The 18,799-nt window shown below is 66.0% G+C and carries 20 protein-coding genes; 12 read left to right on the forward strand and 8 right to left on the reverse strand.

Annotated elements, in window-relative coordinates; all coding sequences use genetic code 11:
- Positions 1-11: 11 nt before the first annotated feature.
- The 4 genes from EH231_RS31220 to EH231_RS31235 all read left to right on the forward strand — a co-directional run bounded on the left by EH231_RS31220 (position 12) and on the right by EH231_RS31235 (position 2,673).
- Positions 12-923, forward strand: coding sequence for an MBL fold metallo-hydrolase (locus EH231_RS31220; RefSeq protein ID WP_090434595.1), 912 nt, complete (start codon positions 12-14; stop codon positions 921-923).
- A 219-nt stretch (positions 924-1,142) separates the two neighbouring features.
- Complete coding sequence (locus tag EH231_RS31225) at positions 1,143-1,484, forward strand: hypothetical protein (RefSeq protein ID WP_124713999.1); 342 nt, start codon at positions 1,143-1,145, stop codon at positions 1,482-1,484.
- A 116-nt stretch (positions 1,485-1,600) separates the two neighbouring features.
- On the forward strand, positions 1,601-2,197 hold the full coding sequence (locus tag EH231_RS31230; RefSeq protein WP_124714000.1) for a TetR/AcrR family transcriptional regulator: 597 nt from the start codon (positions 1,601-1,603) through the stop codon (positions 2,195-2,197).
- Positions 2,194-2,673: a DUF6653 family protein gene (locus tag EH231_RS31235; RefSeq protein ID WP_124714001.1), complete on the forward strand. Its 480-nt coding sequence runs from the start codon at positions 2,194-2,196 to the stop codon at positions 2,671-2,673. Before EH231_RS31230 ends, EH231_RS31235 begins: the two co-directional genes overlap by 4 nt.
- An 11-nt stretch (positions 2,674-2,684) precedes the next feature.
- On the opposite strand, the gene EH231_RS31240 is transcribed toward EH231_RS31235, so the two are convergent.
- The 3 genes from EH231_RS31240 to EH231_RS31250 are packed head-to-tail and all read right to left on the reverse strand — an operon-like array spanning position 2,685 to position 6,900.
- Positions 2,685-4,268 (reverse strand): diol dehydratase reactivase ATPase-like domain-containing protein, encoded by a 1,584-nt coding sequence (locus EH231_RS31240; RefSeq protein ID WP_090434602.1) that lies wholly within the window; start codon positions 4,266-4,268, stop codon positions 2,685-2,687.
- Positions 4,265-4,624, reverse strand: coding sequence for a diol dehydratase small subunit (locus tag EH231_RS31245; protein WP_090434605.1), 360 nt, complete (start codon positions 4,622-4,624; stop codon positions 4,265-4,267). The genes EH231_RS31240 and EH231_RS31245 overlap by 4 nt, the downstream gene beginning before the upstream one ends.
- Positions 4,621-6,900, reverse strand: a complete 2,280-nt coding sequence (locus EH231_RS31250) for a propanediol/glycerol family dehydratase large subunit (protein ID WP_090434609.1) — start codon at positions 6,898-6,900, stop codon at positions 4,621-4,623. The genes EH231_RS31245 and EH231_RS31250 overlap by 4 nt, the downstream gene beginning before the upstream one ends.
- Positions 6,901-7,166: 266 nt before the next feature.
- On the opposite strand from EH231_RS31250, the gene EH231_RS31255 reads away from it, so the two are divergent.
- The 5 genes from EH231_RS31255 to EH231_RS31275 all read left to right on the forward strand — a co-directional run bounded on the left by EH231_RS31255 (position 7,167) and on the right by EH231_RS31275 (position 11,605).
- Positions 7,167-8,597, forward strand: a complete 1,431-nt coding sequence (locus tag EH231_RS31255; RefSeq protein ID WP_090434612.1) for an APC family permease — start codon at positions 7,167-7,169, stop codon at positions 8,595-8,597.
- 176 nt (positions 8,598-8,773) lie between these two features.
- Positions 8,774-9,853: a PucR family transcriptional regulator gene (locus EH231_RS31260; protein ID WP_090434615.1), complete on the forward strand. Its 1,080-nt coding sequence runs from the start codon at positions 8,774-8,776 to the stop codon at positions 9,851-9,853.
- Between the two features lie 79 nt (positions 9,854-9,932).
- Positions 9,933-10,277, forward strand: coding sequence for an ArsR/SmtB family transcription factor (locus tag EH231_RS31265; RefSeq protein ID WP_124714002.1), 345 nt, complete (start codon positions 9,933-9,935; stop codon positions 10,275-10,277).
- On the forward strand, positions 10,277-10,966 hold the full coding sequence (locus tag EH231_RS31270) for a cation efflux transmembrane domain-containing protein (protein WP_090434816.1): 690 nt from the start codon (positions 10,277-10,279) through the stop codon (positions 10,964-10,966). Before EH231_RS31265 ends, EH231_RS31270 begins: the two co-directional genes overlap by 1 nt.
- A 15-nt stretch (positions 10,967-10,981) precedes the next feature.
- Positions 10,982-11,605, forward strand: coding sequence for a methyltransferase family protein (locus tag EH231_RS31275; protein ID WP_206429687.1), 624 nt, complete (start codon positions 10,982-10,984; stop codon positions 11,603-11,605).
- A 12-nt stretch (positions 11,606-11,617) separates the two neighbouring features.
- Here EH231_RS31275 and EH231_RS31280 read toward each other — a convergent pair whose 3' ends face one another.
- The 5 genes from EH231_RS31280 to EH231_RS31300 all read right to left on the reverse strand — a co-directional run bounded on the left by EH231_RS31280 (position 11,618) and on the right by EH231_RS31300 (position 16,554).
- Entirely contained in the window at positions 11,618-12,013 is a 396-nt protein-coding gene (locus tag EH231_RS31280) for a tautomerase family protein (protein ID WP_124714003.1), read from the reverse strand.
- Between the two features lie 97 nt (positions 12,014-12,110).
- Positions 12,111-13,340, reverse strand: coding sequence for a S1C family serine protease (locus EH231_RS31285; protein WP_234940353.1), 1,230 nt, complete (start codon positions 13,338-13,340; stop codon positions 12,111-12,113).
- A 453-nt stretch (positions 13,341-13,793) separates the two neighbouring features.
- Positions 13,794-14,357 carry a GNAT family N-acetyltransferase gene (locus tag EH231_RS31290; RefSeq protein WP_124714004.1) on the reverse strand — a complete coding sequence of 188 codons (564 nt, stop codon included), beginning with the start codon at positions 14,355-14,357 and terminating at the stop codon, positions 13,794-13,796.
- Between the two features lie 33 nt (positions 14,358-14,390).
- A complete protein-coding gene (locus EH231_RS31295; protein ID WP_090434625.1) occupies positions 14,391-14,801 on the reverse strand; it encodes a transglycosylase family protein in 411 nt (136 codons plus the stop codon).
- Between the two features lie 397 nt (positions 14,802-15,198).
- Entirely contained in the window at positions 15,199-16,554 is a 1,356-nt protein-coding gene (locus EH231_RS31300; protein WP_090434628.1) for an alpha/beta hydrolase-fold protein, read from the reverse strand.
- A gap of 139 nt (positions 16,555-16,693) precedes the next feature.
- On the opposite strand from EH231_RS31300, the gene EH231_RS31305 reads away from it, so the two are divergent.
- From EH231_RS31305 to EH231_RS31315, 3 genes are all read left to right on the forward strand, one after another.
- A complete protein-coding gene (locus EH231_RS31305; RefSeq protein ID WP_090434829.1) occupies positions 16,694-17,710 on the forward strand; it encodes a TIGR03617 family F420-dependent LLM class oxidoreductase in 1,017 nt (338 codons plus the stop codon).
- A gap of 69 nt (positions 17,711-17,779) precedes the next feature.
- Positions 17,780-18,169: a TA system antitoxin ParD family protein gene (locus EH231_RS31310; RefSeq protein WP_090434631.1), complete on the forward strand. Its 390-nt coding sequence runs from the start codon at positions 17,780-17,782 to the stop codon at positions 18,167-18,169.
- A 37-nt stretch (positions 18,170-18,206) separates the two neighbouring features.
- Entirely contained in the window at positions 18,207-18,797 is a 591-nt protein-coding gene (locus tag EH231_RS31315) for an ATPase (RefSeq protein WP_090434634.1), read from the forward strand.
- Positions 18,798-18,799 lie beyond the last annotated feature (2 nt).

Genomic DNA, 18,799 nt, shown 5'->3' on the forward strand with positions numbered 1-18,799 from the left:
GAGGAGAACGCATGAGCTTGGACAACATTTCACGCCTCGGAAGTCCCGTCGACGAGCTGGTGCCGTCGCGCTATGCGGTCCAGGTCGGCGACATCGAGGTGCTGGTGATCAGCGACGGGGTTCTGCCGATCACCGCGTCGACGTTGGCCACCAACGTGGAGCCGGCCGAGCTGTCGGGCTGGCTGGGCGACAACTTCCTGCCGCCCGAGGTGGTCGACTGGCCACTGAACGTGGTGGTGGTGCGTAGCGGCGATCGGACCATCCTCGTCGACGCCGGGCTGGGGCTGGAGTTCCCCGACTTCCCGCGGGCCGGCAACACGGTCCAGCGACTCGAGGCCGCTGGTGTCGATCTCGGTTCTGTGACCGATGTGGTCCTCACCCACATGCACATGGACCACGTCGGCGGGCTGGTCACCAAGGGACTCAAGGAGCGACTGCGTCCCGACCTGCAGGTCCACGCCGCGACCGCCGAAGCGGAGTTCTGGGAGGCGCCCGACTTCTCCCACACCGTCATGCCCCAGCCGATCCCCGACGTGCTCCGCCGGGTCGCGACGCAGTTCCTGGACGAATACCGGGGCCAGCTGCGGACGTTCGAGACGGAGTACGAGGTGGCACCGGGCGTGCTCATCTCGCGCACCGGCGGTCACACCCCCGGGCACAGCGTGGTCCGCCTGGAATCCCGCGGCGACAAGCTCACGTTCGCCGGTGACGCCGTGTTCGCACCCGGGTTCGATAATCCCGAGTGGCAGAACGGATTCGAGCATGACCCCGAGGAGGCCGCCCGCGTCCGGGTCCAGCTTCTGCGCGAGTTGGCGGCGACCGGAGAATCTCTGGTGGCCACACACCTGCCGTTCCCGTCCGTCTGCCACGTGGCGACCGCCGGTGACGTCTTCCGGTGTGTGCCGGCCACCTGGGATTACTGATCGCTTGCTGCGGTCGGCCGGCGCCTCTGCGGAGGGCGCCGGCCGACTCGCACCTTGATTTTTGACATCTACGTCAAACTTCAAGCGGCGTTGCAGTTTTTGCCAGCGAAGTTCGGATTTCCACCCGCAACCCCTGCGGAGCTGCGAGCATGGCGATGACGGTGCGGCAACGGCAAACGTCACGCCGGCCCGTTTGAGTCCCAGGCGAAGGAGCGGCAGATGAGTTGGATGATGGCTTCTGAGGCGCGAAACGCACTGACGAGAGCAGCCGTGGCGGCGATCGCGGGAGTGTTCGTGCTGGGCGCGGTCCCGGCGAACATGATGTCCGTCGCTTCAGCAGCACCCCGCATACCCGCCGCTCCCGAATCCCCCATCAGCCCGGACGATCCGGCGTGCGCGACAGAGGGGTGGAATCCGGACTGCTTCGGCGGCATGTACGACCAAGTGCCAGACGACGGAATACCCGGTGACAACGCTGCCGAAGGCGGCATACCCGCTCCGGCAATGGTGCCGAATGTCGACGGGTCGATGAGCCCGCCTGGGACGCCTGGGGCCATCTAGCCGCAACGCGTCCATCTCGGCCAACCCCGAAGACCGGTTCTGCCGGCCCTCAAGAGGCTCTTGCCGCTCGCCAGGCGGAGGTAGGCTATGACTAAACTCTAGAAAGAGTCATAGATATGGCGACGGCGTTCACACAGGACGAGAAACAACGAATCAGCGACGCCTTGCTCGACGTCGGCGAGCAGCGGTTCATCGCGCACGGTTTGAAGAAGACATCGCTCGACGAACTCGTCGCGGCGGTGGGCATCGCCAAAGGCAGTTTCTACGCCTTCTTCGACTCGAAGGAGTCGCTGTACCTCGAGGTGATGCTGAAGCGGGCACCGAGTGTGGCCGCCCGCGTCGCCGCCACGCTCGAGGCCCCGGTGAGCGAGGACGGACTCGTCGCGGTCCTGCGGGGCGTCACCGACGCACTGGCCGACGATCCCATGTACCGGCGGCTGATCACGCGCCCCGAAGAACTCGACGCCGTAACCCACCGCCTCGGCAGCGAGCAGATCGCCCGCGTCACACCACATCTGGTGACACCACTGCTCGACTATCTGACGACGGGCCAGAACGAAGGCACACTCGTCGACGACATCGAGCCCGCGGTCCTGCTCCAAGTCATCCGCACCATCGGCCTGGTGGTCATGCACCGCGACCGCTTCGAACCCGGCTACGACTCCGTACTCGATGCCACCATCCGCACGCTGGCGAGAGGAATGCTTCGATGAGCCTTCTGGACAGGTACGCCCGCATGGCCGGGATGAGCGACGAAGCGTGGCGCCGCCATGCCAATCCGTGGAGCGTGTGGACCAGATTCGCCGCCATTCCGCCGGCGATCCTGGCGATCTGGAGCCGCACATGGATCGGCTGGTGGGCACTGGTCCCGCTGGCGGTGGTCGCACTGTGGCTGTGGTGGAATCCGCACGCGTTCGCGCCGATCGACAAGCCGACGGCGTGGTCGTCGAAGGGCATCTACGGCGAACGGATGTGGATGCGTGATCGGACCCGGATTCCGCAGGGATTCAGCGTGGTCCAACGGATTTGGACACTGAACGCGGTCGCCGGATTCGCCATGCTCGTCTACGGCTTGATCGCGCTCCACGCGTGGCCGACAGTATCGGGTGCCGCGCTGATCGTCCTCGGTCAGCTATGGCGCATCGATCGGCTCGGGATTCTGTACGAGCAGTCAGGCGAGGAACCGTAGAGTCCTCGCGTCTACCCTCTCGTCGCAATGGCTACGAGCCCGTAGGCCACCGCAAAGCGATGACCAAGCCGTCCACCCACATTGCCCCGGCCCACGCTGACCTGATGGCCGAGTTGTTCACTGACCGCTCGGACGAGCTCGTCGTCACTGGCTCCCCCACCGACCAGGAGCACTCCGGTTGCACCAGGTGCCACCTGTTCCAGTCCCCTCATCACGTTACCGCCGATGACCAGCCTTTTCGCCGCGAGTCGCCAACTGCGCCATTCCGTTCCGGACATCCGCGACGTGAACGGCAGTAGGCCGCTGGGAGCCGAGGTCAGTAGCCACCCCGTACACCGGCCGCTGATCGGCTTGTCGAGAAACTGGCGACGGCCATGCTCATCCTCGACGAGTTGAACAGTGACCGCCGTGACCGCCTCCGCGCGTTTCGCGTACTCCGCGGCGCTTCTGGAGATGTCGAGGGCGCTGGAGGTGGCGGTGGTGAGCAGTTGCCCCGCCCCAGGCAGGACCACGCGGGATCCGTTCGTGACGACGTCCACGGTGCCACCGCCGATGTCCACCACCACGACGTCGTCGGTGACGCCGGGCGTGGTCACGGCCCCGACCCGCGCCGCAGCGGCCTCCGAATCGATTCGGGTGACGTCGACCCCGAGCGCTTCCCCGAGCTCATCGGCGCCGGCCGGCGGGGCCTCGGCACCGCCCATGGTGGCCATCACCACACTGTCGACGGTGACCGATCCCCGTCGTGAATTTGCTTGTGCCGCAATATCTGCCAAATGTATGGAATGAACCAGTCCGGTCGGTCCACCGGCTTCGGAGGCTGAATCGGACGTCCGCAGGGGTGGCGTGTCGCGCGCCGGCGCAGAGCTGTCGAGCGAGACGACGGCGCACGCGCTGTCGAAGAGCCGATCCGCTACGACGCGGGCGTCAACCCGTTCGTCGTCCCGCAAGCTGAACACATCGGCCAGCCAGAACGGGTCGGTGAGGTGCTGCAGTGGCGCCACACCCTGGCGCACCTCGACGGCGATCAGCGTCGCCGAAAGCAGCTGCCGCACATCGACATCGTCGACCACCGGCAGAGCGGTACCGAGCCGGTTCGACACCAGCACCGCCTCGTCGTTCTCCGTCAGCACCGCGACGACGTTCCGGCCATCCTCGATGGCCGCGTTCACCGCGCCGGCCACCTCGCGGTATCCCCGATCCCGGGTCGCGCAGGCGACGACCGGGCGACCGTCGACCTGGCCGAGACGGTCGACCGGTACAGGAACACCGACGCCGACGGCATCGCCCGCCGTGGTTGCCGCCGACCGGGTGGCGATGGTGAGGCGCCCGGTGCGCCGGGTCTCCAGCTTGACCCGTTCGACAGATGAGCGGACGGGACCGGTTGGGGCGAATGCCGCCCGCTCGATTGCCAGCCCATGCGCATCAGCCAGGCGTCGTGCCAGCTGAGCGGCGCCCTGGACGGCCCTCGGCGACCCCTTGCCGCCGCGCGTCGGTGTGCGCGCGCTGGCCAATACGTCGAGTTCGGCGCCCGCACTGCAGAGGACCACCTCGGTGGTGGAATTGCCGATGTCGACGCCGGCCCAAATGGTCATCGCAGCAGGCCGCGCCGTTGGTAGACCTCCGCGGCCTCACGGACGAACTCGGCGCAGATGTGCGCCTGCTGTCCGGCCAACCTCTGTGCAAGATCCTGCAACTCGGCGAAACTGGAGCGACCCGGTCGAAGGGCCTCGTATGCCGACAGCATGTCATCCGAGCTCAGCGCGGTCATCTCGGCCGCTCGCCGCAGATTCATGGCCAGCTGCGCCGATCCGGTGCGCTCGGCAGTCGCCGCCTGAACGAGCAGGGTCTCTCGGCTGATCCGGATGTCGTCAAGGACAAGATCCCCGTTGCGGGCAGCCTCGACGGTCACCTCGGCAACGCTCCGGCCGGAGTGTGAGGAGACGGTCATTGCGTGAACTCCAGTTCGATGTGGGGGTTGCGGTTCTCGTCGCGGTGTTCGGACTGCTCCCGCTCGATGGCGACCATCGACACCACCCTGGTGTGGTATCTCGCGGTGATCGCCTCCTCCGTGTAGGCGTTGCGCATCGGGGCCGGCGTAGCGCCCTTTGCGTGCCGACCGGCGTTGATCCCGATGAGCCGGTACATCTCCGGTGTGATGAGCGGTGCGACGCTGAGCAATTCGAGGTTGGCCAGTGGTGTGAGGTCACGCCGGTGGATGATCGTCGTGCCCTTGGCCTGGAGCCCGACCGCGATGCCGGATCCGGACAACCGAGCCGCGGACTTACCGATGGCCCCCAGGTCGATGCTGTCGGTGATCCGGACCAGGCGCGGTACGCACTGTTCCTCCTCGAGCCCAGCCAGAATCTGCTCCAGCGCGTCATAGATGGTCAGACCCGAAAGAGTCTGAAACAGCTTGGTACCGAACGCGGGTGAGACGCCGATGACGACCTCGCGGGGGTCGTCGCCGACCCCGGCGGCGCCGATTGCAACGAGCCGCTCCGGCTGGGCGAAGGTGGCCTGCTCCTTGACCAGATCGGCTACCGACCTCGCCTGCCGTACCGCGTCGATCTGGGCTTGGCGCTCCGCTGACGGTCGGTAGCCCGTCCCGGGTCCGCGGTAGTCGTTCGGATCTTGCAGCGCCGACAGTACATTCATCTCCTCGTCGAAGATGGCGGCGGTCTGAAGATAGTCGCCGGTGACTCTGGCCTTGGCCATGCCCAGCACGCGGTCGGCGAGGTCGGTGAAACCGGTCTCGGCGAGCGCGGTGACGACATCGAGCACGGTAAGCCCCGACTGGTCGATCATCCTGGCCGCGCTGAGCACCTTGACCCCGTCGGTCTGCGGAAGATCCTTGGAACCTTGCGCTCCCACAACGGCTTCCACGTGATCGTCGTCGAAGTCGGCGAGGCCGAGATACTCGAAAACCGCACGGGTGGCCTCGGCGGCCAGCCGCCGCATCGCCTCCAGCGTGGTCGGGTCGACCGACCGCAATCCCCCGTCGACGCCCCAGTCCCGCTGCAGCACCAGGTAGTCGTCGAGATCGTCGGCATTGAAGTTCGAAGGCCCGAACATGTTGTCGTAGGCGGATACGGACCCAAACCCGGAGAAGATGAAATCCGACCCGGACAACAGCACCGGCAACGTCCGGCTGGTTCGGCGCATCGTCGACTCGGACATCAAACTGTCGTTGCCGCTGCACGACTCCAGCCCGCGCAGCATGACCATCAGGTTCTCGGCGATCAGTTCGCGAACACCTCCGGGCACCGAGGCCGTGATGCCGGCACCGTCGATACCGCCGTTCTGCACACCCTGCGCTCCAATGCCCTTGGCCAGCGCCACGCACCGAGACTCCAAGTAGTTCATGGACTTTCGCTCGGCCTGGCCCATGAGTACCTCGGAGCCGGCCCCACTGGACAACCGCATCTTGATCCCGCGCGAAGCGTACGACGAGGTCAGGAACGCCTTGGACCACGGAGTGTCGTCGCCGTCGGTGAAGACCTGCTCGGTGCCGTACACCGACACCGTCTCCGCGTAGGACACCAGCCCGCGCACACCCAGCTCCAGCTCGCGCGCCTCCTCGACAGAGCACTGGGTCAGGGCACCGGGCGCGGGCACCTGGGAACCGATCAGCAGCCCCACCGCAACAGCCGGGGCATCGTCGAGCACCGGCACCGTCGCCTCCAGTTCCCGGAACCCGTAGACCACGGCGGTAGCCGCATCGGCGGCGATCAGCAACGGATCGTCGAGCCGATTGGTGACGTGGGCCTGATTCGCCGGCGTCCGGCGCGCACGCATCTTCATCATGGCCATCTGGATCTCGACCGGTTGCAGCATCGAGACGACGCGAGCCATCTTGGCGGGGGTCAGCCCCGCACAGACCCGCAGCACCCGCTCACGAGGCACGCTCGAATCCACGATCATCCGCGCCAGATCGGTCTCGTCCATCGCCATCGACCGGGGCGCCTCGGTGTGGTCGATGGCGTACCGCACGATGAACTCGTCGATCGTGTCGAAGCTCGCGGCCGGGGTCGAGTCCATCTCGAGCACGCTGCCGTCGTCGGCCACGACCCAGGACGGTGCCGGGTCGTGGGGCGAAAGGTGCGAGATCATCCCCAGGTCCGGGTCGGGCTCGGCGAACCCGTCGAGGTTGACGCGCTGCTCGTCCAACAGCCGAATGCGTCCCAGCCGGTGATCCTGCTCGATGTCGGTGCTGTTCAGGTGCATGCCCCTCGCCGTGCCTCTCTATTGCGTGACGAGGCTCAGCATTGACGCAACGGTGTCGGGGGAACAACGACCCGCGCGGAGCTTCCAACAACCTGTTTGACGCGGACGCCACCTCCGGCACCCGATGTGACCTGGCCTACAACAAGGTGTTGGAAAGAGCCGCCCCACTACTGGCCGACGCCACGTCCTTCTCGCAGACTTCATCCCCGGAACTCGACGAGCGGCGCGTCTGCCGCTCCCGTGCCAGAGGTCAGAGAGGATCGCCCATGTCCCAGGTTGTCGACGCGGACAACACAAGGAGTCGCGACACGTCACCCGACGGCCGCCCCGCCAAGCTGCGCGGGAACCTCGGTGTGCCCGCCATCGTGCTGATGGTGGTGGCCGCCGCGGCGCCACTGTCGACCATCGGCGGCAACGTGCCGATCGCGATGGTGCTCGGAAAGACGACGGGTATTCCGGTCGCCTTCCTGGTGGCCGGAGCGGTCTTCCTGCTCTTCGCGGCCAGCTTCGTCGCGATGTCGAAGTACGTCACCAAGCCAGGCGCCTTCTACGCCTACATCCAGATGGCACTCGGCCGTGCAGCCGGGGCCGGGGCCGCGGTGCTCGCCCTGCCGGCATACATGGCGACGCTGCTGGGCGTGGCGGCCTACGACGGCGTCATCCTTGCCGGCCTCATCGAGCGCTTCGGCGGGCCAGAGATTCCGTGGTGGCTGCTGACCGCGCTGGTACTCGCGGCCGTCGCATGGCTGGGCTACCGCGACATCGATCTCAGCGCCAAGGTGCTGGGGATCTTCCTGGTCTCCGAGGTGGCCATCCTGGTTGTCCTCGACCTGGTCATCGTGCTGCGGGGCGGTGAGCACGGAATCACCGGTGACTCCTTCACCCCGCAGGGCCTGGCCGGCGGAGTGGGAATCGCTCTGTTGTACGCGCTGTGGGGCTTCGTCGGCGTCGAGGCGACCGCGGTCTTCCGCGACGAGGCCAAGGACCCCGACCGAACGGTTCCGCGGGCGACCTACTGGGCTGTCGGCATCGTGGCGAGCTTCTACGCCTTCTCCAGCTGGGCCCTGATCGAGGGCAACGGTGGCCCGGACGCCATCGCGGCAGCCGAAGCCGATCCAGACAACTTCATGGTGAACACCGCCCAGCAATACCTCGGCATGCTGGGGCGCGACCTCACCACCGGCTTCTGGTTCATCAGCGTCTTCGCCTGCGCCCTGGCCTTCCACAACATCGCCTCGCGATACGCCTTCGCGCTGGGACAGAGCGGCGTCTTCTCGAAGCGCCTGGGCGAGGTCCACGGCCGCCACGGTGCCCCGTCGAACGCGTCGCTCGCCATCACCGTCGCCTCGTTCGTGGCCATGGGCATCTTCGCCGCGCTCCAGCTGGACCCGGTACTGCAGATTTTCGGCCCCCTGGGAGGCCTCGGCATCTACGCACTGGCGATCCTGTGGTTGCTGACGACGATCTCCGTGGTGATCTTCTTCCGCCGCCGCGGCGACTCGACCCGCAACGTGGTGTTGGGCTCGGCCGCCACGCTCGCCCTGGCCGGGGCACTGGTGCTGGTCGTGTCCAATCTGACCCTGATCGTCGGTGGTAGCTCAACCCTCGCAGCGATCTTCGGTGTGATGCCGCTGGTGCTCTTCGGAGGGGGCATGCTGCTGAGTCGGCGATCGACCGCAGACCTGGCCGAGGTCTGATCGACGAGGGCATGCTCGCGGACTCTCCGGTCCGCGAGCATGCCCCTCACGTGCTGCGAGAACGCCCGCGATTTGCTGGTACCGTCGAGCTCGGGGGTGTGGGTGTGCCGCCGCGGTCTCGCCGACAAGAACGACGAACAAGCGGACCGCAACGGTAGATCAGGAGAAGGCGCGACATGTCCCAGGACTCGCCGCTGAGCGTGGCGGCGGCCTTGACCGTGGCGCCGTTGGACCGGGGTTCCGTGGTCGCCGGTCATCGCGGCCTGACCCGTGAAGTCACCTGGGTGGACATCATCCACGCGCCTGCGGAGTCCTTCATCCGCCCCGGCGACCTGGTGTTGTGCACCGGCGCCGACATCCGGCAGCCCGGCAACCGGGAGTTCCTCGCTTATCTCGTGTCCTCCCATGCGGCGGGGCTCATATTGAGCCCTCCCCCCGAGGTCACCGTCCGCGAACTCCTCAGCTCGCTGGTTCCGCTCGCCGATCGTCATGAGTTCCCGGTGGTACTTCTGCCATGGGAGATCGCCTTCGCCGATGTTCAGAAACGCCTGCTCCCACTGTTGAGTCCCGCAATTCCCGGCGCCCAGGTCGAGATGGCCATCGGACGGCGCCAACATGACGACGCCGGCTGGAACGACCTTGCCTCGGCCTTCGGCGAAGCCCTCGACGAGTTGGCGCTCTCCGCCGGTGTCTCGGTGCATTCCTCGGTCACCGATGACCTCGTGATGTGCCACTTCTCCTCGGCCCCGTCGGCCTCCACCGTCTCCGTGTTGGTCGCGTCCGCTCAGCGGCTGAGCGCGCTTCCCGACAATCTCGTGAGTTGGGCACTGCTCCCTCCTGTCCACGGACAGTCGGTCCCGGTGACGGCACCGGTACCGCCGGCCCTGCCCGGCCGGCCGGCCGGCTCGCGTCAATTCGCTGAGGTGCTGCGCCAGGACCCACAGTCCATGGCGACCATCCTCGAGACCTTGCAGCCGCTCATCGACTACGACAAGACGCGCAGAGGTCAACTCGTCCACACGTTGGAAATCCTCCTCAACGAGGCCACCAACATCAGCGCCGCAGCCAGAGCGCTCTACCTCAACCGGCACTCCCTGATCTATCGGATCAAGCTCATCGAGGAACTCACGGGCTTGTCACTCAAGGACCCCGCCGACCGCTTCCAGTTGGAGGTCAGCGTTCGCGTGCACCAGATCAATGAGGCACGCATCGACGGTCAACATCCTGGGCCTGTGACGACTGCTTGCTTTCCCTGACGGGTCGCGGAGCGTTCCACTCCCCTTTTTGCCGTCCCACGCCCGGCAATGATTCATCCTTCTCTGAATACATCAGAAGATGTACAGTCAGGTCGTGGAGACGCTGACCCAGGTGGCGGTATTGGCTCGGTTCGGGCATGCCCTGTCAGATCCGACCCGGTCCAAGGTCCTGCTGGCGCTCAAAGATTCACCCGCCTATCCGGCCGACCTCGCCGAAGCGGCGGGAGTATCCAGGCAGAGCATGTCCAATCACCTTGCCTGCCTTCGTGGTTGCGGCCTGGTGGTGACTGTTCCGGAGGGCCGCCGCACCCGCTACGAACTCGCCGACCCCAAACTGGCCCACGCGTTGAACGATCTGCTTCATGTGGTGCTGGCCGCCGACTCGGAGCACTGCCCGAATGCCGCGTCGGACGGGTGTTGCTGATGGCGTCTGACCTTCAGCAACCACCCGCTGACCTGGGCCCGGCGCGACGGGCGTTGCTGCACCGGCGGATCCGATGGTTCGTCGGGGCGACCATCACCTACAACGTGATCGAGGCGATTGTGGCCATCGCCGAAGGCGCCAGGGTGTCCTCGACCGCGTTGATCGGTTTCGGACTCGATTCGGTGATCGAAGTGTCCTCGGCTGCTGCGGTGGCATGGCAGTTTTCGGGCTCCGACCCGGAAGCCCGAGAAAAGACCGCACTGCGGATCATCGCCGTGTCGTTCTTTGCGCTGGCCGGCTACGTCACGGTCGAATCGATCCGCTCGCTCACCGGAGCGGCCGAGGCCCGGCACTCGGCAATCGGCATCGCACTGACCGCGGCCAGCCTGATCGTCATGCCGGTGCTGTCCTGGGCTCAACGCCGGGCAGGCCGTGAGCTGGGCTCTCGATCGGCGGTCGCCGATTCCAAGCAGACGCTGCTCTGCACCTACCTGTCCGCCGTGGTGCTCGCCGGGCTGGTCGTCAACAGCCTGTTCGGCTGGAGTTGGGCCGACCCGATCGCCGCACTCATCCTCGCCGGTGTCGCCGTCCACGAAGGGCGCGAAGCGTGGCGCGGCCAAACCTGCTGCAACACAGCCATTCCCGACACCACCGCCGGAGAAGACTGCTGCCTGGACTGCGGTGACTGACGGAGCAAGGAGATGATGGTCATAGCCGTCTCGGCACTGATTCTCTACCTGGTTTTCGCGGTGCTGGGGTTCGGGTGGCGCAGTTGGGTCCAATACCGACAAACCGGGTCGACCGGGTTCCGGGGCATTCACGGACAACCCGGCTCGCTCGAATGGCTGGCCGGGGTCGGGTTCATCGTCGCGATCGCCGTGGGCGTGGGCGCTCCGGTCGCGCAAATCCTCGGAGTCCTCACCCCGGTCCCCGTCCTGCAGGCTCCGTGGATTCAGGCGCTCGGGACAGTGTTGGCCGTCGTCGGAATCGTCGCCACCGTCTACGCCCAACTGGATATGGGCGAATCCTGGCGAATCGGCGTCGATCCCGACGAGACAACGACGTTGGTGCGTACCGGTGTATTCGGAACTGTGCGCAACCCGATCTTCACCGCCATGCTCGTGTTCGCCGCCGGCATCACCCTGATGACGCCCAATCCGGTCGCGCTCTCGGCCTTCGTCGTGCTGTTGGCCGCGATCGAACTGCAAGTCCGGGTTGTCGAGGAGCCCTACCTTCTCAGCGCCCATGGTCAGGCGTATCGCGACTACCGCAGCGTCGTCGGACGTTTCCTGCCCGGTATCGGACGGGACGAGAACTCCGATCGATAGCGCTCGGCCCGATCACACGTTGACGTCGAAACCCAGGCTGACGTCGCAGGCGGCCTGTCCGCCACGAACGCCCCAGTTCTCCAGCGCGCTCTCCCGCAGCACGATCGTGATGTGGTCGGCTGGGATGCCGACAGCCTCCAGGCGAGTGACGATCTCCCGGTAGAGATTTCGTTTGGCCGGTACCGATCGGCCGGCAAAGCAGTCGATGGTCACAAGCGTGTACAGCTCAGGCTTTGCCAGGCCCGGCGAATACGAGAGCCGGTGTGGTTCATGGGATACCAACCGGACATGCTTGTCGCCGGGAGGTATCTGGAATGCGGCCACCAGCGCATCGTGCACCGCGTCGATGATCGCGACCTCTTCCGATTCGGTGTACCGCCGTCTGACCTCGATGAGCGTGCTGGGCATCCGGGAATCGTCACACATCCGCCGTCTGCCCGTCATGCCATTTTCGCCGGACGAGCCCCAGCCCTGAAATACCGTGCTGGGGCTCATGTTCCGATCGTTATGCCTGCAACTGCCCCAAGGTGACGTCCACAGTGCTCGATGCCCCCGACTGGTCCTCGTAGGTCAGCGTCACGGTGTCGCCCGGCGCCTTGGAGCGCACTGCGGCGACCAGGGCATCTGGACCGTCGATCACCTGGTCGTCGAGTTTGGTGATGACCGCGCCGTCGGGCAGGCCGGCGGCGGCGGCGGGGCCGCCTTCGACGACACCGGCGACGGCTGCGCCCCGGGCGCCTTTGCCGGAGAGCTGGACACCCAGCGAGGCGTGCTGGACCGTTCCGGTCGAAACCAGTTCGTCGGCAATGCGTTTGGCCTGGTCGACCGGGATGGCGAAGCCGAGACCGATCGATCCGGCCTGCCCGCCGCCCTGCGAACCTTGGCCGCCGCCCAACGATGCGATCGCCGAGTTCACCCCGATGAGGTCACCATTCATATCGACCAGCGCACCGCCGGAGTTGCCCGGATTGATCGCCGCGTCGGTCTGAATCGCGCTCATCACCGACTGCTGGCCGCTCTGGCCGTCACCGGTCGCCACCGGGCGATCCAGCGCGCTGATGATGCCGGTGGTGACCGTCCCCTGCAGGCCGAGCGGTGAACCGACCGCAACGACGTTCTGCCCCACCTTCAGGTCCTTAGACGAGCCGATCGAGATCGGGGTGAGCCCGGAAACGTTCTGCGCCTTGACCACCGCGATGTCATCGTCAGGGTCGGTGCCGACGACGGTGAACGGCACTGTGCGCCCGTCGGACATCGTCACGGTCGCCTGCATGGCGCCGCTGGTCCGGCCGGAGCTGTTGGTCGAAGGCCCGCCGGGCGAATACTGGTCGTCACCGGGGAACTGGCCACCGGGAAACAGGCCCCGCGGGAAGCCGGGGTACTGGCCGTCGGGTGACGCCTCGGCGGCCATCGGGCCCTGACCTCCGGCGCCTCTGGCGGCGGAGGCGACGACGTGGTTGTTGGTGAGGATCAGGCCGTCTTCGCTGAGGACGATGCCGGAGCCTTCCTCGCTTCCCTGTCCGGTTTCGATCTGCAGCTTCACCACGCTGGGCAACACCTTGGCCGAGACCTGTTCGACCGACCCGGCCGGTGCTGACCCCTTCGGCTGCGCCGGAGCGGATCCGGTGATGGGCGAAGGCTTGCCGACGCGGTCAGCGACCGGCGCCTGGGCCACGGGTGCCGACTGTCCGGAATGATCCACCACCGCTACCGCCGCGACCGCGCCCGTAGCCATGGCCACCGCGGCCGTGCCGGCGACCAGAACACCGACGCGGGACTTCTTCTTCGGCTGTGCGGCTTCCTGTCCCCGCGGTGCGTCGACGAGCGGCGCGTCGAATTTCTGGGTCATCTCGGGGTGCAGCCCGTAGTGCGGGTACGGCTGCTGATAGCCCTTGCGGCTCCAGGGACTTGGATTCCGTTGATCCGCCTCCCGTTTCGCCTCCCATTCGCGGTTGCTGTTGTCCGACGGCATCCCCGACCATTGATTCATTCCGTTTGCTTCTTCCTTGCGACACCGACTCATATGCGCCGCGCCGGCGCCTACGTAGATGGTGCAGCCTCGCACTGAGGGTTTGCTGAGAGTGAGTTCAGCGCCGCCCAAGACTTTTTCACGCCGAGGGAGGAAATGTGCGGTATCCGTCACCCGTGCGCTCCGTCACACGCTGCGGAGGCGACCGGAGTGAAAGCCCTACTGCGGCAGGAACGTCCCCAGCCGCGCCGATGCCAGTACCTGTTCGGCATCGAACTGCTCGAAGGTGCCCAGCTGAGCAAAACCGAGCCGGTCAGCCAGTCGAAGCGCCGCCAGGTTTGCCGTCTGGGTGACGATCACGATCGGTTGGTCGGCGAGTTGCTCTGCGGCGCAGCGTAGTAACGCGCGACAAGCCTCGGTCGCATAGCCCTTGCCCCATGCACGTGCCCGAAAGACATAGCTGAGCTCCAGCTCGCCGCCGCCTTCGCTCACGTGACCGGGCAATTCCGGATCACGTGGACTGAGCGTCACCACGCCGAGCATGTCGTCGGATTCCCGGTCGGCCGCGATGTAACAGCCGTCGGCCGCCAACAAGGTTGCCGCGCCTACGGTGGCCACCGTCGCGCGCACCTCCGCTTGGGCGCGCGGCCCGCCGAGGAAGCGACGCACCCGCTCATCGGTCTGCGTCTCGACGAGCCCCTCGCCGTCGTCGTCGCGGCCCTTTCTGAGCAGCAATCTGCCGGCCTCGATGCGGGTGGCGGTGAGTGTGGGCTGGTCGTCCATTCGCGCTCGATCAGCTCCGGGGCGAATGTGCGATCATCCCAGCGGATTGAGCACCAAGGTGCACAGCCGTGGCAGGTTCCTCAGGGGAATCCAGACCATCACCTGGCGGCAGGTTCCTGTGGCCTGGCCGATGGGGCCCCCGCAGACGGGCCAGGCGCCGAGGCCTTGAGTCTGCAACACGTTGCGTGCGACGCGAATCTGCTCCTCGCGGCTCGCCATGGCGGGCGATCCGATGCCCCCATGGGAAGCCCACGTGGCGGGAGTGAACTGCAGCCCACCGTAGAAGCCGTTGCCGGTGTCGGCCGCCCAGTTGCCGCCTGACTCGCATTGCGCCATCGCGTCCCAGTTCGGTTCGGCGCCGGCAGTCGGAACCATCAGGAGGTTCTGAGCCAGGGCGATCGCACCGATGAACCCGAAGACGGTGACGACCTTGCGCACGCGCATGTCGATCCCTTCCTGGCGGCGGGCACTGCCTGTGCACGCCGGTAATGGCGGGACGAAAGACTATTTGCAGCCCATCGTGATACAGAGTTTACCGATGGGGCGAAAGTAAAATAGCCGTGCTAGAGAGTCTAATTATCTTCTTTGAGTTTATTTAATAGTTATGGGCTTCTAGTGGCCGGTGAGGCATGTGGGACCACACCTGCACGCCCTGTAAGTACAGGTCAAACGCCAACCTGGCCCGCGGGGCGATCCATGGACATGCGGCCCCTGTTTCATAAAATTTCGCCGGGACCACTGTGGCAATTGCAACCTACTGTGAATTCAGTTTCCAGTGCGATAGCAGTGAAAGAATTGAATTCTGGTGCAGATGTGACAATTGTGAAAGGTGGGGTTCCTGTTACAGGTCAGTGTTCACGATGTTGGCGGGCCGCAGCCGGGCGATGATCCCGTCGAGATCGCGGAGGAACATGTCGGGACGGAAGACGTGGCCTCCGGGCACCTCGTGCGCTTCGAACGGGATGCCTGCGCGGCCGAGGAGGTCGCGGAATTCGCGCTGGCCGGCCAGCACCTGCGTCTCGTTCACGCTGTCGAACCAGTTGAGCGGATCGGGACTGGTGCCGGCGACCAGGAAGATCCGCTTGTTGCGATAGCTCTCGATCCGCTCGACCGGGTTGTCGGCACTGACCCTGGCCTGGTCCCAGAACGGAGCGCCGTAGACCGTTCCGCCGCCCAGATCCAGAACCGCCGACGTGATGTTCGCCCAGTGCACCACGAGGCCGAAATCGCGGCGCAGACTCGCCGGACCGGAGTGGGCACTGACCGACGCGAAGTGGCCGTAGTACTTGGCCGTGTACTTCAGCGCGCCGAAACCGCCCATCGAGAATCCCCCGACCGCGCGGCCGTCGTACTCGGCGTACGTCCGGAAATTCGCCTCGATCCACGGCAGCAACTGCGCGATGTGGAATGTCTCCCAGTTGCGCGGTCCGACGAATGAGGTGACCGGGTTGGAATACCAACCGGCGTGCCCGCCGTCGGGCATCACCACGATGATCGGCTTGCCTGCCGTCCAGTCGCGGATCCCCAGGAAGTCGAACTGACGGAAATCGTCGGCACCCCCGTGGAACATGTACAGAACGGGATAGGTGCGGCCGCTGGTGTGATAGTCATCGGGGAGCAGAACGTTCACACCGGGGTTCCAGCCGACGGCGGCGGTCTGGAATCGGTAGTACCACAGGCGAGGATCGTTCTCGTTGCGGTCGACGATCCGCAGGCCGAACCCGTCGCTGCGACCGCTGAAGATGACCAGCGCCTGTCCCGGGGTGATGTGGCCGGGGTCGGGGATGCCGTTGACACCGGCGATCGGTGGGTAGAACGAGGCGTCACCGTAGAACCGTGATGCCAACGCCGACAACGTATCCCCCGGAGCAACCGTGTATCTCTTGAGTTCCGGGACGATGAGCCGTTGCCCCGGGCTGAGGGCGGCGCCCTCGGCGATCCCATTGGCGGCGGCGATCAACCGGGACAACTCCGCATGCCCGTAGAAACGCGAAGCCACGGCCGACAACGTTTCTCCGGGGGCGACGGTGTGCCGCGCGTAATCGGGAAAGACCAGCTTCTGCCCGACGTTGACGACGTCCGGATTGGGAATTGCGCTGGCCGCAGCGATCAGCCGGTACAGTTCCGCGTCTCCGTAGAACCGCAACGCCAACGCTGACAGAGTCTCCCCCGCCACGACCGTATGAATCCTGACCATGGGTCCCCTCCTTCAGTTGCAACACGCTCTGGTTTACGACGAGTCCGGTTGCCCTGATCTCCCACAAGTCTAGGCGCCCGGTGGCGTGAAACGGTTGACTTCTAAGGCATTACGGATGTTCGACACGTACGCTCCCCACGTGTACGTCGACGTGATGACCGTTCCGCAGCCGCTGGCAAAAATCGGCGACCTTGCCCGCCGCACCCAGTCCGCCGGGTTCTCGGGGCTCCTGCTCACCGAAACGGGACGCACGGCATATCTCAATGCGGCGGTCGCGTCTCAGGCGGCTCCCGGGCTGGAACTGTCGACCGGTGTCGCCGTTGCCTTTCCGCGCAGCCCGTTCATCACCGCGGCGTCGGCCTGGGAACTTCAGGAAGCAACGGGCGGCAGGTTCCGGCTCGGCATCGGCACCCAGGTCCGCACCCATGTGGTCCGGCGCTACGGGATGCCCTTCGAGCATCCGGGGCCGCGCCTGCGCGACTACGTGCTGGCCGTGAAAGCTTGCTTCGCCGCCTTCCGGACCGGCAAGCTCGATCATCACGGCGACTTCTACGACCTCGACTTCATCACTCCCCAGTGGAGCCCCGGGCCGATCGATGTACCAGATCCCAAGGTCGACATCGCCGCCGTGAATCCGTGGATGCTGCGCATGGCCGGCGAGGTTGCCGACGGCGTCCACATCCACCCGATCGGCGAGCCGGGTTACATCGCCCGCCACGTACTGCCCAACATCGCCGCGGGTGCGGCCGAGGCGGGCCGCTCCCCCGACGACATCGCCAAGATCGTCCCGGTGATGACGATCGTCGGCGACAGCGAGGAAGAACGCGCCAACGAGCGCGAGTTCGTGCGGGCCAGCATGAGCTTCTACGGGAGCACGCCGAACTATGCGTTCATCTGGGACGAGGCAGGCTTCGACGGCACCACCGCACGCCTGCGGGAGAAACAGAAAGCCGGTGACATCGCGGGGATGACGGCGCAGATCACCGACGACCACATCGCCGCCTTCGCCACCGAATCGACCTGGGACGGACTGACCGAGGCGTTGAGCGCCAAATATGCCGGAGTCGCGACCCGCATCGTGCTCTACAACGCGCTCGGCGGGCCGGAGCGTTTCGAGCGGTACGGCGAGATCGCCAGGCGGTTGGCGGCGGCATGACGCCGGTCACAACCCGCATCTGTAGCATTCTGCTACGCTTGTTTCAGACTGCTACAACGGAGGCTCGTCATGACTGACACCGCAGATCGGGTGACCCGGTTCGCCGCGGACCTCATCGACAGTGCGGCCGCGGAAGGCGCACGTCAGAGCCGGTCAGCCAAGCAGCAGCTCGACCACTGGGCCCGCGTGGGCCGTGCCGTGTCGAGTCGGCACAGTGCAGCCCGCCGCAAGGTGGAAGCCGCCCTGGCAGGCGATATTCCACTTCGGGAGTTGACCGCCGAGGAAGGCGCGGTGTTCGACGCCGAGATCGCCGCGTCCATCGAAGAGAGTCTGGCGCGCGCCGACTACGGCAAGACGCTGGCCGCCCGCGGCATCACCACCGTCGCGCTCGACGAGAACGGCGATATCGTGCAGTACCGGCCGGACGGCAGCACCGCGGCGCTGGCACAACAGCAGTGATCGCGGCTTGCACTGACACGGACCGTACCGTCGCGCGGTGAAGCGTCTCGATCTCGTCGTCGGATGCAACGGCGCCGGCAAGTCCACCTTCGTCGAACTAACCCTCTCCCCGCTGCTCCCCGGTAGCCCATTCGTCAACGCCGACGAAATCGCCAAGCGTCGCTGGCCCGAAGACCCGGCCCCGCACTCCTACGAGGCCGCGTTGGTTGCCGCCGAAACCCGGGCCAAGCTCATCGAGCTCGGCGAATCCTTCATCGCCGAGACCGTGTTCTCCCATCCCTCCAAACTCGAGCTCATCGACGAAGCGCACGCCGCCGGCTACACCGTGATCCTGCACTGCATCCTGATCCCCGAAGACCTGGCAGTGCTACGAGTGCACCACCGGGTGCAAGCCGGCGGCCACCACGTTCCCGAGGCAAAGATTCGTGAACGCTACCAACGACTTTGGGACCTTGTCGCGATCGCCGCGATGCGGGTGGACTCGGCGACGTTCTATGACAACAGCACCATAAGAGGCCCGCGGATCGTCGCCCAGATCGCCGGCGGATTCGTCGTCGGATCGCCGTCCTGGCCGAAATGGACACCGGCGGCACTCAATTCCCGGTCGGTGGAAGGCAGCGATCACTGAAT

The organism is Mycolicibacterium nivoides (assembly GCF_003855255.1).
Classification (GTDB): domain Bacteria; phylum Actinomycetota; class Actinomycetes; order Mycobacteriales; family Mycobacteriaceae; genus Mycobacterium; species Mycobacterium nivoides.

What these genes read in the sequence shown, in the direction of transcription:
- EH231_RS31220 (WP_090434595.1), top strand. Translation starts at nt 12, where the DNA reads ATGAGCTTGGACAACATTTCACGCCTCGGAAGTCCCGTCGACGAGCTG.
- EH231_RS31225 (WP_124713999.1), top strand. Translation starts at nt 1,143, where the DNA reads ATGAGTTGGATGATGGCTTCTGAGGCGCGAAACGCACTGACGAGAGCA.
- EH231_RS31230 (WP_124714000.1), top strand. Translation starts at nt 1,601, where the DNA reads ATGGCGACGGCGTTCACACAGGACGAGAAACAACGAATCAGCGACGCC.
- EH231_RS31235 (WP_124714001.1), top strand. Translation starts at nt 2,194, where the DNA reads ATGAGCCTTCTGGACAGGTACGCCCGCATGGCCGGGATGAGCGACGAA.
- EH231_RS31240 (WP_090434602.1), bottom strand. Translation starts at nt 4,268, where the DNA reads ATGACCATTTGGGCCGGCGTCGACATCGGCAATTCCACCACCGAGGTG.
- EH231_RS31245 (WP_090434605.1), bottom strand. Translation starts at nt 4,624, where the DNA reads ATGACCGTCTCCTCACACTCCGGCCGGAGCGTTGCCGAGGTGACCGTC.
- EH231_RS31250 (WP_090434609.1), bottom strand. Translation starts at nt 6,900, where the DNA reads ATGCACCTGAACAGCACCGACATCGAGCAGGATCACCGGCTGGGACGC.
- EH231_RS31255 (WP_090434612.1), top strand. Translation starts at nt 7,167, where the DNA reads ATGTCCCAGGTTGTCGACGCGGACAACACAAGGAGTCGCGACACGTCA.
- EH231_RS31260 (WP_090434615.1), top strand. Translation starts at nt 8,774, where the DNA reads ATGTCCCAGGACTCGCCGCTGAGCGTGGCGGCGGCCTTGACCGTGGCG.
- EH231_RS31265 (WP_124714002.1), top strand. Translation starts at nt 9,933, where the DNA reads ATGTACAGTCAGGTCGTGGAGACGCTGACCCAGGTGGCGGTATTGGCT.
- EH231_RS31270 (WP_090434816.1), top strand. Translation starts at nt 10,277, where the DNA reads ATGGCGTCTGACCTTCAGCAACCACCCGCTGACCTGGGCCCGGCGCGA.
- EH231_RS31275 (WP_206429687.1), top strand. Translation starts at nt 10,982, where the DNA reads ATGGTCATAGCCGTCTCGGCACTGATTCTCTACCTGGTTTTCGCGGTG.
- EH231_RS31280 (WP_124714003.1), bottom strand. Translation starts at nt 12,013, where the DNA reads ATGCCCAGCACGCTCATCGAGGTCAGACGGCGGTACACCGAATCGGAA.
- EH231_RS31285 (WP_234940353.1), bottom strand. Translation starts at nt 13,340, where the DNA reads ATGGCTACGGGCGCGGTCGCGGCGGTAGCGGTGGTGGATCATTCCGGA.
- EH231_RS31290 (WP_124714004.1), bottom strand. Translation starts at nt 14,357, where the DNA reads ATGGACGACCAGCCCACACTCACCGCCACCCGCATCGAGGCCGGCAGA.
- EH231_RS31295 (WP_090434625.1), bottom strand. Translation starts at nt 14,801, where the DNA reads ATGCGCGTGCGCAAGGTCGTCACCGTCTTCGGGTTCATCGGTGCGATC.
- EH231_RS31300 (WP_090434628.1), bottom strand. Translation starts at nt 16,554, where the DNA reads ATGGTCAGGATTCATACGGTCGTGGCGGGGGAGACTCTGTCAGCGTTG.
- EH231_RS31310 (WP_090434631.1), top strand. Translation starts at nt 17,780, where the DNA reads ATGACTGACACCGCAGATCGGGTGACCCGGTTCGCCGCGGACCTCATC.